We start from the raw sequence: 13054 nt of genomic DNA, 5'->3' as shown, positions 1-13054 counted from the left end.
TGCTTTGTCTTGGAATGGCTAAAGGTAAGATGGGCAACCTTCGGGACGATTTGCCGCAGATGCGGTCAAGATTCAACGTCAGCCATTCAATCATCAGGAGTCATTCCATGGCCAAAATCAGTGTTGAGCGCGCCCACACCCTGGGCAAGGACGCCGCCCGCGAAAAGGCCGACAAACTGGCCAAAAAGCTCAATGAACAATACGGCCTGGAGCCGCAATGGTCGGGCGACACCCTGAACCTCAAACGCTCTGGCGTGAAAGGTGAAGTGCATGTGGCGGACGATTCGATCAGGGTCGACGTCGAACTGGGCCTGATGATGTCGGCCATGAGCGGCATGATCAAAGCCGAGATCGAGAAAGCCCTCGACAAAGCCCTGGCCTGATTTCCAGATTGAAATCCAATCCCCTGTGGGAGCGAGCCTGCTCGCGAAAGCGTTCTTTCAGTCAAATTATCCGTGATTGACAAACCGCTTTCGCGAGCAGGCTCGCTCCCACATTTGTTTAGAGTTGCTCCCGCTGGTTAGGGTGCCCTTTCTAATTTTTCTCCCTACTTTGTGCCTGAGCCCGACACTCGTCCGGCAGTTCCTCAAACCTTCTGCGCGTGAGGTGCACCATGGCCAAAGTCATTTTGAAGAAAAAAATCGACGCTCCGACTTCCACTCTGAGCGACGTCAAATCCTATGCCCGCAAGATCTGGCTGGCAGGCCTGGGCGCCTACACCAAGGTCGGCCAGGAGGGCAGCGAGTACTTTCAGGAGCTCGTTGCCGCCGGTCAAACTGTTGAAAAGAAAGGCAAAAAAGCCGTCAGCGAAAAACTCCATGCGGCCAACGCCGAGATCGATGACGCGGCCACTCAGGTCAGCTCGTTCAAGGGTCGCGTGGAAGTTCAGCTCGACAAGGTCGAGAAGGCCTTCGACAACCGTGTAGCCAGCGCCTTGAATCGGATCGGCATTCCGTCTAAACATGACGTTGAGGCACTCTCTGCTAAGCTCGATGAGCTGACGGCATTGCTCGAACGCGTCGCGCGAAAATCTTAAGGAGAACGGGATGGCTGGCAAAAAGAACACCGATAAAGAAAGCAGCTCGTGGGTCGGGAAGGTCGAGTCCTACTCCCGCAAAATCTGGCTGGCTGGTTTAGGCGTGTACTCGAAGATCGACACTGACGGCAGCAAACTCTTCGATGCATTGGTCAAAGACGGCGAGAAAGCCGAGAAACTCACCAAGACTGCCGTCGGCAAGAAAGTCGAGGACTCGACCTCCTCGGCCAAGTCGCGTATCAGCGGCGTGAAAGATCGCGCACTGGGCAAGTGGGACGAGCTGGAAGGGGCTTTCGACAAGCGCCTGAACAGCGCGATTTCGCGCCTGGGTGTGCCGAGCCGCAATGAGGTCAAGGCGCTCAACGCCAAGGTCGATACGCTGACAAAGCAGATCGAAAAACTCACCGGTCTGAAAGCGCAGCCTGTGGCGGCAAAAACCGCTGCGGCGAAACCTGCCACTAAAACTGCAGCTGCCAAACCTGCGGCGAAAACCGCAGCCAAGCCACTGACCAAAGCGGCAGCAAAACCGGCTGCGAAAGCTGCGACCAAAACTGCGGCCGCCAAGCCTGCGGCCAAAGCGGCAGCCAAACCGGTTGCCGCCAAGGCCGCTGCCAAACCGGCAACCAAAGCAGCAGCAAAACCTGCGGCTAAAGCAGCAGCAAAACCAGCGGCCAAGCCAGCAGCGAAAACTGCTGCCGCCAAACCCGCTGCGAAGCCTGCGGCCAAGCCGGCTGCGGCGAAAAAGCCAGCAGTGAAAAAACCGGCCGCGCCGAAAGCCGCTGCGCCGAAACCGGCTGAGGCGCCATCGACTGCGCCAACAGCTCTGGCCAACGCGGCAAACTCCGCTGCGGCACCCACGGCAGCAGCTACTCCGACTGCGGCATCGACACCGTCGACGCCATCCAGTCAGTCCTGATTTCAGGGCAAATCAAAAACGCCCGGCCTGTGAAGGTCGGGCGTTTTTGTTTGTGCATTCCAAGCGGTCCCTCACCCCAGCCCTCTCCCCAAGGAGAGGGAGCCGACCGAGGTGTCCTGCGTCATACGTCGACCTCAACAAATCGAGTCGATTATCGATTCAAAGAAGCTCGCTCAGGTCGGCGTAGCTCGCGAACATCCCCCAATCAGTCCCCTCTCCCTCCGGGAGAGGGTTAGGGTGAGGGGCTTTTCGGGTCAGTCGTGATCCTCAAGGTATTGCAGGGCCATTCGCTCTGTCGCCACCTTCACCGGCGGCAGCAAATGCGGCGCCACCAGCATCATGATCTGATAAACCACCAACCGAACCTCTCCCTCACGATCAAGAATCCGCTGGTAATCCAGCGAGAACAGCAACGTCATGGTCACCTGCTCCACCAGTTGCCCCAATGCCTGGGTATCGCTGACCAGTTGCCCCGAAGCCTTCAATCGCGCCAGCAACGACGCCAGCGTCCGCTTCAGCGCATTGAGCAGATTGCGAATCCCCTTGGCCAGTTTCGGCAAGCGCCCGGCGAGGTTCGACAGGTCCTGGAACAGGAACCGGTATTGCGCCAGGCGCTCGACGATCAAATGCAGAAACAGCCAGTAATCCTCCGGTGCAAGCTCCACGTCCGGCGGCGGGTCGAGCAGGGGCGCGAGCTCGTGCTGGAAGCGTTCGAACAGGCCGAGAATCAGCGGTTCCTTACCGTGGAAGTGGTAGTAGAGATTGCCCGGGCTGATCCCCATTTCGTTGGCCACCTCCATGGTGGAAACGTTCGGTTCACCCTTTTCGTTGAACAGTTGCAGCGCACATTCGAGGATCCGGTCGCGGGTTTTCATCCAGTCTTCTTAGAAAATTTCGGTTGAGCGTCAGCGCACATGCACATAGGTGCCAGGTGCTGCTTCCATCGGTGGATAGTTCGGATTGCCGAGGGTGGTGCGAGTCTCATTCAGGGCGCCGGAGCGCTGGGCGACCCATTCCAGCCACTGCGGCCACCAGCTGCCGTCGACGTGTTTGGCATCGTAGTACCAGGCACGCGGGTCGCTGCTCAGTTTGGCGTTCTCGACGTAGGCAGCTTTCGGGTTGCTCGGCGGGTTGAGGATGCTCTGCACGTGGCCGCTGTTGGACAGCACGAAACGTCGTTCGCCACCGAGCAGCAGGGTCGAGCGATACACCGCGTCCCACGGCGTGATGTGGTCGTTCATGCCGGCGACGCTGAAGCTGTCGACATTGACCTTCTGCAGATCGATCGGCGTACCGCACACCTCGAGACCGCCCGCGTGGATCAGCGGGTTGTGCTTGAAGAAGTCCAGCAGATCGCCGTGCAGCGCCGCCGGCAGGCGCGTGTTGTCGTTGTTCCAGTAGAGGATGTCGAAGGCTGGCGGCTCCTTGCCCAGCAGGTAGTTGTTGACGAAATAGCTCCAGATCAAATCGTTGGGGCGCATCCAGGCGAAGACCTTGGCCATGTCGCGACCGTCGAGCACGCCTCGCTGGTACGAGCGACGTTTGGCCGCTTCCAGTGTTTGCTCGTCGGCGAACAGCGTGGCCGGGGTCTCGATCTGGCTGTCGAGCAGACTGACCAGATAGGTCGCGCTGGCGACCCGGCGCAGTTGCCGTTTGGCCTGCAAATGCCCTTGCAGGGCGGCAATGGTCAGGCCGCCGGCGCAGGCGCCCATCAGGTTCACTTCGCGGGCGCCGGTAATCGCCCGGCAGATGTTCATCGCTTCTTCGACCGCTTCGACGTAACTCGACAGGCCCCACTCGCGATGGCGCACATCAGGGTTGCGCCAGCTGATCATGAAGGTCTGCAGGCTGTTTTTCAGGGCGTACTGGACGAAGCTGTTCTGCGGGCTCAGATCGAAGATGTAGTACTTGTTGATTTGCGGCGGCACCACCAGCAAGGGCTTGGCGTACTGCTTTTCGCTCATCGATTTGTACTGGATCAACTCGAACATTTCATTGCGAAACACCACAGCCCCAGTGGTGGTCGCTACGGTTTTGCCGACCTCGAACGCCTGCTTGGTCACTTGCCGTGGCAGGCCGTCGTTGTGCAACAGATCATCGAACAGATGGCTCAGGCCACGCACCAGACTCTGCCCGCCGGAATTGAACAGCTCCTTGACCGCCAGCGGATTGAGCAGGGTGTTGGAGGGCGCCACGGCGTCATTGAGCAGAGTGAAAGCGAAGTGCGCACGGGCACGATCTTCAGGGCTCATGTCGCCTTCATCGATCCAGCTCTTGACCTGTTTCTGCCAGGCCAGATAAGCCTGCAGGCTGCGTCGGTAGAACGGGTTGAGGCTCCACGCCGGATCGGCGAAGCGGCTGTCTTGCGGATTGGTCGGGTGCAGGGTTTCGCCGAGCAGCACGCGCCCCAACTGCCCGCCAAGCTTCAGCGCGTGCCTGGCGCTGTGCAACGGATTGCGCAAGCCGTGGGCGGCGACGCTGCGCAGTGTCGACAGCAGATCCCTGCCACGCAGACCGGCGATCGCACTTTGGGCGTTGATAAACACGGCGGGGCTGGGCACCACGCCCGTCGCTGGTTTTTCGCGCATGACTCAACACTCCTTCGTCTTCAGGGCAAAAACACACTCACCGAACCAGAACACCATAGACGCTGTTACCGGTTGCTGCCTGCGCGGCGTCCTGCCGCGCGCTTGATTTGAAAAGTGCTGCATAAAGCAGGCCGCCGCGATCAGCCGCCGAGCGGGGTCGGATGCGGGTGCATGACTGCGCGCAGACGCTCCTCTTCGAGAAACTTCATGATGATCGGCGCCACCGCTTCGGCGCGAGTGATCAGGAACAGATGGCCGTCATCGATGATGTGCAACTGGGCGTTGGGAATGCGCCAGGCGAGCATGCGCATGTTGATCAGCGGAATCAGCGGATCGTCATCGCCGGCCAGCACCAGCGTCGGCTGATGGATCTTGTGCAGCCAGTGGATGCTGGTCCAGCCGAGGCCGGCGAACAGTTGCCAGTAGTAACCGAGCTTGCCCGCCGAGCGCACTTTCGCCGCATGGCTGGCAGCCAGCGTCGGGTCGCGACGGAACGAGCCGCCGTAGATCATTGGCGCGATGCGGATCACATGGGATGGCTGAATGTAGCGGCGCGGGCTGGCCATCATCCACAGCACTTTCGGTTTGCCAGGGACCATCACCGCACCGGCCGCAGTGGCCGCCAGTACCAGTTTTTTGCAGCGCTCGGGATAGTCGTAGGCAAACTGCTGCGCCAGAGCTCCGCCCCACGACACGCCGATCACATTGACCTGACCGTAGTCGAGATAGTCGAGCATCCGCGCCGTCAGTTTGGCCAGGCCGGGGAAGCGATACGGCCGGTTCGGCGTCGACGATCCGCCGACCCCTGGCACGTCGAAGGCGATCACTTCCAGATCCGGGTCGAGCGCCGCGACAAACGGGAACACCAGCTCCAGGTTGGCGCCGATGCCGTTGAAAATCAGCAGAGGCGTCAAATGAGGCTTGCCGGGACGCACCGCCGTGCGGAGGGTCTGGCCATCCAGATCGACGGTGCGGAATATGAACGGTTGCGGCATGCGTGAGGCCCTGTAGATTTCAAGTCCACCCGTATTCCTGTAGGAGCGGACCTTGTGGTGAGGGGATTTATCCCCGTTGGGTTGCGAAGCGACCCCCGAATCCTGAAACCGCGATTTGTCAGACTGATCGCGGCTAGTCGATTCACGACTGCTTCGCAACCCAACGGGGATAAATCCCCTCGCCACAAGGCCCTCTCCCACAATGGGTGGTGTCAGTTACCGTTCGTGAACATAAGTGCCCGGCGAAGCCTCGCCTGCCGGGTACGCTTTGTTGCCCAGTTTCGTCGGGGCCTTTTTCAGGTTGCCCGAGCGCTCGGCCAGCCATGCCTGCCAATACAGCCACCAGGAATCGGTGTGCTTGGTCGAGTTTTCCTGCCAGTCATCGGCAGTCGCCGCCATCTCTTCGCTGGTCATGTAACGCGATTTCGGATTGCCCGGCGGGTTGAGGATGCTTTGGATATGGCCGCTGCTCGACAGCACGAATTCTACTTTTCCGCCGAACAGCTGCGCCGACTTGTAGCAGGACTTCCATGGCGTGATGTGATCGTTGGTGCCGGCCAGCGAGAAGATGTCGGCGGTGACCTGCTTGAGGTCGATCGGCGTGCCGCACACTTCCAGTGCATTGGGACGGATCAGTGGATTGTTTTTGAACATCTCGATCAGGTCGCCGTGGAACGCAGCGGGCAGGCGGGTGGTGTCGTTGTTCCAGAACAGGATGTCGAACACCGGCGGCTCGTTGCCGAGCAGGTAGTTGTTGACCCAATAATTCCAGATCAGATCGTTGGGGCGCATCCAGGCGAAGACCTTGGCCATGTCTTTGCCTTCGAGCACGCCGGCCTGGTAGGAGTGGCGCTTGGCGGTCTCCAGGGTCTGCTCATCGACGAACAGGGCGACGTCGCTGTCCAGGGTGGTGTCGAGCACGCTGACCAGCAGGGTGAGGGTGTTGACCTTGTTCTCGCCGAGCGCGGCGTAGTGGCCGAGCAGGGCGGTGCAGGTGATGCCGCCGGAGCAGGCGCCGAGCATGTTGACGTCTTTGCTGCCGGTGATCGCGGTGACTACGTCGACCGCTTCCTTCAGCGCTTCGATATACGTCGACAGACCCCACTCGCGCTGGGCCTTGGTCGGGTTGCGCCAGCTGATGATGAAGGTCGGCACATTGTTGCGCAGGCAGAAGCGCGCCAGACTCTTGTCCGGGCTCAAGTCGAAGACGTAGAACTTGTTGATCTGCGGCGGCACTACCAGCAGTGGGCGTTCGTGGACCTGCTCGGTGATCGGCCGGTACTGGATCAGCTCCAGCACATCATTGCGGAACACCACAGCACCTTCGGTGACGCCGAGGCTCTTGCCGACTTCGAACGCGCCCATGTTGACCTGGCTCGGCATGCCGCCGTTGTGCACGAGATCCTTGGCCAGATGCGAGAGGCCATCGAGCAGGCTTTTGCCGCCGGTTTCGAAGAAGCGTTTGACCGCCGCCGGGTTGGCCGCCGTGTTGGTCGGCGCCATGGCTTCGGTCATCAGGTTGATGACGAAATGCCCGCGAGCGATGTCCTTGGGGGACAGGCTGCTGTCATCGATCCAGGCATGCAGTTCCTTGCGCCAGGCCAGGTAGGTTTGCAGATAACGTTTGTACAGCGGGTTCTGGCTCCACGCCGGGTCGGCGAAACGGCGGTCGTCACCGGCCGGTTGCAGCGCGGACTTACCCAGCAGCACGTTCTTCAGCTCGAGGCCGAAATGGGTCACGTGCCTGACGCTGTGAATCGGTTGTCTGATGGCCTGTTTCAGCACCATTCGAGCAGAGGCCAGCAGATCCTTTCCGCGCAGCCCGACGACGGGGTTAAGCCCCAGAGTGTTTTCCGAGGCTTGGTACTTCAGGTCATCGTTATTCTTGTCACTCATCTACGACGCTCCATTGTCCTGAGACGAGTACCCGGTTTCACGCTGTCGCTTCCACAGCCAATGCCGGGTACTACTGCTCGGGTGACCGTTGATTCTGCATAGCTGCTTTACAGTCGTAGAGCACTGCAGGGAACTTGCCAGCTCCATTGGTTACCCGAGTTTAATTTTTTTCGCAAGCGGCCGATCCGGGGCCATATGCGCGGAGCATTCAAACAGATGAAGTTAGAAAATGCCCTCTAAAGAGCGAGAGCCACGGCCTAGAGCATCAGCTTGACGAACGACTCGTTCGGATCGCGGGATTTTCCGGCCGCGCGCAGCTCGGCAAGATAATCGTCCCAGAGTTCGTTCTGGCGCTTGCCGAGTTCATAGAGGTATTCCCAGGTGAACAGGCCGCTGTCATGACCGTCGTCGAAGGTCAGTTTCAGTGCGTAGTTGCCAGCCGGTTCCAGCTTGCTCAGACCCACGTTGAGCTTGCCGAATTGCAGGATCGGTTTGCCGTGGCCCTGGACCTCGGCGGAGGGAGAGTGCACGCGCAGAAACTCCGCGGGCAGGGTGAATTCCTCGCCGGACGCGTAAGTGAGCGTCAGGGTTTTCGAGGCTTTGTGCAGTTTGATGTCGGAGGGGATTCGATTCATGGGCTGGCGTCCGATGTGTGGGCGACCCTGATTCAAATGTGGGAGCGAGCCTGCTCGCGAAAGCGGCGGTTCAGACGGCATTGATACCGACTGACACGACCTCTTCGCGAGCAGGCTCGCTCCCACAGGGTCCGCTACCGCTGTAAGTATGGCTTACAGGATATAACGGGACAGATCTTCGTTCTGCGCCAATTCGCCGAGGTGGCTGTTGACGTAGTCGGCGTCGATCAGAATCGCCTTGTCATCGTGGGCGCTGGCGAGGTCGCCGGCGCTGAACGACACCTCTTCGAGCAGACGCTCAAGCAGGGTGTGCAGGCGACGGGCACCGATGTTCTCGGTTTTCTCGTTGACCTGCCAGGCGATCTCCGCCAGACGCTTGATGCCCTCGGGCTGGAACTGGATGTTCAGGCCTTCGGTCTTCAGCAGCGCGCAGTATTGCTCGGTGAGCGAGGCGTGCGGTTCGCTGAGGATGCGTTCGAAGTCTTCCGGGCTCAGCGCCTTGAGCTCGACGCGGATCGGCAGACGACCTTGCAGCTCCGGCACCAGATCGCTTGGCTTGCTCAGGTGGAACGCACCGGAGGCGATGAACAGGATGTGGTCGGTCTTGACCATGCCCAGCTTGGTGTTGACGGTGCAGCCTTCGATCAGCGGCAGCAGGTCGCGCTGTACGCCTTCACGGGAGACATCGGCGCCGCCGACATTGCCGCGCTTGGCGACCTTGTCGATCTCGTCGATGAAGACGATACCGTGCTGCTCGACCGCTTCCAGCGCCTTGGCCTTCAGTTCTTCTTCGTTGACCAGACGCCCGGCTTCTTCATCGCGCACCAGTTTCAGCGCTTCCTTGACCTTGAGCTTGCGCGACTTCTTCTTGCCCTTGCCCATGTTGGCAAACAGCGATTGCAGCTGGTTGGTCATCTCTTCCATGCCTGGCGGCGTGGCGATCTCGATGCCGGAGACTTCGGCGACTTCGATTTCGATTTCCTTGTCGTCCAGCTGGCCTTCGCGCAGGCGCTTGCGGAACAGCTGACGGGTGTTGGAATCGGAGCTCGGCGCTTCTTCGTTGCTGAAGCCCATGCGTGCTGGCGGCAGCAACGCGTCGAGGATGCGATCCTCGGCGGCGTCTTCGGCCCGGTGACGTACGCGGGTCATTTCCTGTTCGCGGAGCATTTTGATCGCGGCATCGGCCAGATCACGGATGATCGACTCGACGTCACGGCCGACATAACCGACTTCGGTGAATTTGGTCGCTTCGACCTTGATGAACGGCGCATTGGCCAGTTTCGCCAGGCGACGGGCGATCTCGGTTTTACCGACACCGGTCGGGCCGATCATCAGGATGTTCTTCGGGGTCACCTCAACGCGCAGCTCTTCAGGCAGTTGCATGCGGCGCCAGCGGTTGCGCAGGGCAATCGCGACGGCGCGCTTGGCATCGTCCTGGCCGATGATATGGCGGTTGAGTTCGTGGACGATTTCGCGGGGAGTCATGGACATAGTAATTGACGGTCCTCAAGCAAAAACAAGCCGTGGCACAGGGGCCGCAACAGGCTTATTCAGCGAGATCCTGCTCCTCAATGGTCTGGGTGTGGTTGGTGAATACACAGATGTCGCCGGCGATGCCGAGAGCGGTTTCGACGATCTCGCGCGCCGACAGATCGGTCTTTTTCAGCAGGGCGCTGGCGGCGGCTTGCGCGTAGGCGCCGCCGGAACCCATGGCGATCAGGCCATCTTCGGGTTCGACCACGTCACCGTTACCGGTGATGATCAGCGAGGCGTCCTTGTTGGCGACCGCGAGCATCGCTTCGAGGCGGCTCAGGGAGCGGTCGGTGCGCCATTCCTTGGCGAGTTCGACGGCGGCGCGGATCAGGTGACCCTGATGTTTTTCGAGCTGGCCTTCGAAACGTTCGAACAGGGTGAAGGCGTCGGCGGTGGCACCGGCGAAACCGGCGATGACCTGGCCGTGGTACAGGCGACGGACCTTTTTGGCGTTGCCTTTCATCACGGTGTTGCCGAGAGAAACCTGGCCGTCGCCGCCCATGACGACTTTGCCGTGGCGGCGGACTGAAACGATGGTGGTCAAGGGAAGAGTCTCCACGCAGCGGGGCGAAAATGCCTTATGCCCATTCATATGGGGGTGCTGGAGGGGATTTCAACCGGTTGGGGCGATGGGAGACGAATGGTGTGTGTGATGACTGTGGCGAGGGGATTTATCCCCGTTCGGCTGCGGAGCAGTCGCGAAACCATCATTTGCGGTATGCCTGCTGCACCGCAATGGCTGGTTTCAGGGCTGCTCCGCAGCCAAACGGGGATAAATCCCCTCACCACAAAGTTTGAAGGTCACCTGCAAGTTGCAGCTGACCTCTGAGAGCCTTAGCGGCTCTGGCGTTGTTGTAACAACAGGTTGCTGAAGCCGGCACCAGCCAGTTGTTTCTGCGCCGTGGTCAGTTGTTCACGGTTGCTGAACGGGCCGACCAGCACGCGATACCAGGTTTCATCCTTGACCGTGCCGGACTCCACCGCCACGGCTTGGCCGAGCAGAATGATCTGCGCGCGAACCTTGTCGGCATCGGTTTCCTTGCGGAACGAACCGGCCTGGAGGAAAAACTTGGTCACTGGCGCGGCCTTGCTCACCGGTGGCGCTGGCGGCGGCGTGATCCCGGCCAGAGCTGCCTGTGCCCGTGCGGTGTCGATCTTCGCCGCTTCGGCCGGGGTTACCGGCGTGGTCGGGACGGCCGGCACTTGCGGCGTCGGCAGGGTCTTCTCCGGTACCGCGTCCGGCGGCACGATCACTTCCGATTCCGGCAGCAGGGTGTAGAAGTCGTACTTCGGTTTCACCGGTTGCGTCGGGCTCGGCGGGGTCTTGTTGGCCTCGGCGATCTTCGACGCTTTCTGCTGCTGTTCGACTTTCTCGCGCTTGACCGTGTCGCTGCCCTTGCCCGGTTCCAGTTTCATCAGAAACACGATGAACGCGCCGACGGTCAGGCCGATGGCCATCCACAGCCAGCCCGGAATCGGTTGTTTCGCCGGGGCCTGATAGCGGCTGGCGCCGCGTTTGGGTGCAGGTTTTTTCTTGGCAGCCAACTTACATACGCTCCAGAGTTTCCAGACCCAACAGCTCCAGGCCTTGCTTGAGGGTGCGACCGGTCAGTGCGGCCAGACGCAGACGGCTCTGCATCTGCGCCGGGGTGTCGGCGGCGAGGATCGGGCAGTTCTCGTAGAAGCTGGAGAACAGGCCGGCGACGTCGTACAGGTAGGTGCAGAGAATGTGCGGCGTGCCTTTTTCAGCCACGTTGTTCAGCACTTCGCCGAACTGCGCCAGCTTCGCCGCCAGCTCCTGCTCGTGCGCCGCTTCGAGGACGATCTGGCCGTCGACTTCGCTGAAGTCCTTGCCCAGTTTGCGGAACACACCGGCCACACGGGTGTAGGCGTACAGCAGATACGGCGCGGTGTTGCCTTCGAAATTGAGCATCAGGTCGAAGTTGAAGCTGTAGTCGCTGGTGCGATGCTTGGACAGGTCGGCGTATTTCACCGCGCCGATGCCGACGACCTTGGCGATGTTGCGCAACTCGTCTTCGGCCAGGGTCGGGTTCTTCTCTTTCACCAGGTTGTAGGCGCGTTCCTGGGCTTCGGTCAGCAGGTCGATCAGCTTCACAGTGCCGCCATCACGGGTCTTGAACGGACGGCCATCGGCGCCGTTCATGGTACCGAAACCCATGTGTTCCATTTCCATGGGATGGGTGACGAAACCGGCCTTGCGCGCCACCGCGAAGACCTGCTGAAAGTGCAGGGCCTGACGCTGGTCGACGAAATACAGCGCGCGATCAGCCTTGAGCTTGCCGCTGCGGTAGCGCACGGCCGCCAGGTCAGTGGTGGCGTACAGGTAACCGCCATCGGCCTTGACGATGATCACCGGCAGCGGGTCGCCATCGGCGTTCTTGAACTCGTCGAGGAACACGCACTGGGCGCCGTTGCTCTCGACCAGCATGCCCGCTGCTTTCAGGTCGTTGACCACGTTGATCAGGTCGTCGTTGTAGGCGCTTTCGCCCATCACGTCGGCCATGGTCAGTTTGACGTTGAGCAGTTCGTAGATCTTCTGGCAGTGCGACAGCGAGATGTCCTTGAACTTGGTCCACAGTGCCAGGCATTCGGCATCGCCAGCCTGCAACTTGACCACCAGGCCACGGGCGCGATCGGCAAATTCTTCGGACTCGTCGAAACGCTGCTTGGCCGCACGGTAGAAGTTTTCCAGATCGGACAATTCGTCGCTGGTGATCGGATTTTCCTGCAGATAAGCCATCAGCATGCCGAACTGAGTGCCCCAGTCGCCGACGTGATTCTGGCGGATCACTTCGTCGCCGAGGAACTCAAGCACGCGGGCCACGCCGTCGCCGATGATGGTCGAGCGCAAGTGGCCGACGTGCATCTCCTTGGCCAGGTTCGGCGCCGACAGGTCGACCACGGTGCGTTGCGCCGGGCCGGCCTTGCGCACGCCGACATGGGCGTCGGCCAGTGCGGCGTCGAGGCGCGAGGCCAGTGCCTGGGTGTTCTGGAAGAAATTGATGAAGCCCGGGCCGGCGATTTCGGCCTTGGTGACGTTCTCGTCAGAGGGCAGGGCGGCGATGATTTTCTCCGCCAGATCCCGTGGCTTCATGCCGGCCGGCTTGGCCAGCATCATGGCGATGTTGCTGGCGAAGTCGCCGTGGGTCTTGTCGCGGGCGTTCTCCACCTGGATCGCCGGCGTCAGGCCTTCAGGCAACACACCTTCGTTGACGAGTTGGGTGAGGGCTTGCTGGATCAGCTGGCGAATGGTGTCTTTCATGGTCTTCTCTTTCGACCGCAAGCGCGGCGGGCGCATCGATGCGCGGGTGGAAAAACTGGGCATTATCCGTTGCGAAGACGGGCTTGCCAACCTTAGCAGGCAGGATGTGGATATGTGGTGACAAAAAGTCCGCTTTCGCGAGCAGGCTCGCTCCCACAAGGTTTTGCGCAGG

Annotated in this window: 13 protein-coding genes; 4 read left to right on the top strand and 9 right to left on the bottom strand. The window is 60.6% G+C overall.

The window, feature by feature from the left end:
* Positions 1-107 precede the first annotated feature (107 nt).
* The 3 genes from CKW30_RS13305 to CKW30_RS13295 all read left to right on the top strand — a co-directional run bounded on the left by CKW30_RS13305 (position 108) and on the right by CKW30_RS13295 (position 1952).
* Positions 108-383 carry a polyhydroxyalkanoic acid system family protein gene (locus tag CKW30_RS13305; RefSeq protein WP_016772068.1) on the top strand — a complete coding sequence of 92 codons (276 nt, stop codon included), beginning with the start codon at positions 108-110 and terminating at the stop codon, positions 381-383.
* Positions 384-613: 230 nt separating this feature from the next.
* On the top strand, positions 614-1036 hold the full coding sequence (locus CKW30_RS13300) for a phasin family protein (RefSeq protein ID WP_076565216.1): 423 nt from the start codon (positions 614-616) through the stop codon (positions 1034-1036).
* Between the two features lie 10 nt (positions 1037-1046).
* Complete coding sequence (locus CKW30_RS13295) at positions 1047-1952, top strand: phasin family protein (protein ID WP_095181036.1); 906 nt, start codon at positions 1047-1049, stop codon at positions 1950-1952.
* A 254-nt stretch (positions 1953-2206) separates the two neighbouring features.
* Here the strand turns inward: CKW30_RS13295 and CKW30_RS13290 are convergent, their stop codons facing one another.
* The 9 genes from CKW30_RS13290 to argS form a co-directional block, all read right to left on the bottom strand.
* On the bottom strand, positions 2207-2827 hold the full coding sequence (locus CKW30_RS13290; RefSeq protein WP_024011259.1) for a TetR/AcrR family transcriptional regulator: 621 nt from the start codon (positions 2825-2827) through the stop codon (positions 2207-2209).
* A gap of 30 nt (positions 2828-2857) precedes the next feature.
* A complete protein-coding gene (phaC, locus tag CKW30_RS13285) occupies positions 2858-4540 on the bottom strand; it encodes a class II poly(R)-hydroxyalkanoic acid synthase (RefSeq protein WP_095181035.1) in 1683 nt (560 codons plus the stop codon).
* Positions 4541-4680: 140 nt separating this feature from the next.
* Positions 4681-5535, bottom strand: coding sequence for a poly(3-hydroxyalkanoate) depolymerase (gene phaZ / locus CKW30_RS13280; protein ID WP_016772063.1), 855 nt, complete (start codon positions 5533-5535; stop codon positions 4681-4683).
* A 216-nt stretch (positions 5536-5751) separates the two neighbouring features.
* Entirely contained in the window at positions 5752-7431 is a 1680-nt protein-coding gene (gene phaC, locus CKW30_RS13275; RefSeq protein WP_095181034.1) for a class II poly(R)-hydroxyalkanoic acid synthase, read from the bottom strand.
* Positions 7432-7688: 257 nt separating this feature from the next.
* The gene (locus tag CKW30_RS13270; protein WP_056787320.1) at positions 7689-8066 is read right to left on the bottom strand and encodes a gamma-butyrobetaine hydroxylase-like domain-containing protein; all 378 of its coding nucleotides are present in this window, start codon (positions 8064-8066) and stop codon (positions 7689-7691) included.
* Positions 8067-8219: 153 nt separating this feature from the next.
* Entirely contained in the window at positions 8220-9557 is a 1338-nt protein-coding gene (gene hslU / locus CKW30_RS13265; RefSeq protein WP_016772060.1) for an ATP-dependent protease ATPase subunit HslU, read from the bottom strand.
* Between the two features lie 55 nt (positions 9558-9612).
* The gene (gene hslV, locus CKW30_RS13260) at positions 9613-10143 is read right to left on the bottom strand and encodes an ATP-dependent protease subunit HslV (RefSeq protein ID WP_007968352.1); all 531 of its coding nucleotides are present in this window, start codon (positions 10141-10143) and stop codon (positions 9613-9615) included.
* A 290-nt stretch (positions 10144-10433) separates the two neighbouring features.
* Positions 10434-11144 carry an SPOR domain-containing protein gene (locus tag CKW30_RS13255; RefSeq protein WP_041477562.1) on the bottom strand — a complete coding sequence of 237 codons (711 nt, stop codon included), beginning with the start codon at positions 11142-11144 and terminating at the stop codon, positions 10434-10436.
* A gap of 1 nt (position 11145) precedes the next feature.
* Entirely contained in the window at positions 11146-12882 is a 1737-nt protein-coding gene (argS, locus tag CKW30_RS13250) for an arginine--tRNA ligase (protein ID WP_095181033.1), read from the bottom strand.
* On the opposite strand from argS, the gene CKW30_RS27570 reads away from it, so the two are divergent.
* A complete protein-coding gene (locus CKW30_RS27570) occupies positions 12881-13003 on the top strand; it encodes a hypothetical protein (RefSeq protein ID WP_016772057.1) in 123 nt (40 codons plus the stop codon). The genes argS and CKW30_RS27570 overlap by 2 nt on opposite strands.
* Positions 13004-13054: the final 51 nt, after the last annotated feature.

The sequence above is a fragment of the Pseudomonas sp. Irchel 3F6 genome (genome assembly GCF_900187595.1).
Classification (GTDB): domain Bacteria; phylum Pseudomonadota; class Gammaproteobacteria; order Pseudomonadales; family Pseudomonadaceae; genus Aquipseudomonas; species Aquipseudomonas siliginis.
The sequence above is the reverse complement of the archived record's forward strand: the minus strand, read 5'-3'. Positions and strand labels throughout refer to the sequence as shown.

Bases quoted from the DNA above. Each gene is read 5' to 3' on its own strand.
- phaZ (WP_016772063.1), bottom strand. From the start codon at position 5,535: ATGCCGCAACCGTTCATATTCCGCACCGTCGATCTGGATGGCCAGACC.
- CKW30_RS13295 (WP_095181036.1), top strand. From the start codon at position 1,047: ATGGCTGGCAAAAAGAACACCGATAAAGAAAGCAGCTCGTGGGTCGGG.
- CKW30_RS27570 (WP_016772057.1), top strand. From the start codon at position 12,881: ATGGTCTTCTCTTTCGACCGCAAGCGCGGCGGGCGCATCGATGCGCGG.
- CKW30_RS13270 (WP_056787320.1), bottom strand. From the start codon at position 8,066: ATGAATCGAATCCCCTCCGACATCAAACTGCACAAAGCCTCGAAAACC.
- phaC (WP_095181035.1), bottom strand. From the start codon at position 4,540: ATGCGCGAAAAACCAGCGACGGGCGTGGTGCCCAGCCCCGCCGTGTTT.
- hslU (WP_016772060.1), bottom strand. From the start codon at position 9,557: ATGTCCATGACTCCCCGCGAAATCGTCCACGAACTCAACCGCCATATC.
- argS (WP_095181033.1), bottom strand. From the start codon at position 12,882: ATGAAAGACACCATTCGCCAGCTGATCCAGCAAGCCCTCACCCAACTC.
- phaC (WP_095181034.1), bottom strand. From the start codon at position 7,431: ATGAGTGACAAGAATAACGATGACCTGAAGTACCAAGCCTCGGAAAAC.
- CKW30_RS13300 (WP_076565216.1), top strand. From the start codon at position 614: ATGGCCAAAGTCATTTTGAAGAAAAAAATCGACGCTCCGACTTCCACT.
- CKW30_RS13290 (WP_024011259.1), bottom strand. From the start codon at position 2,827: ATGAAAACCCGCGACCGGATCCTCGAATGTGCGCTGCAACTGTTCAAC.
- CKW30_RS13305 (WP_016772068.1), top strand. From the start codon at position 108: ATGGCCAAAATCAGTGTTGAGCGCGCCCACACCCTGGGCAAGGACGCC.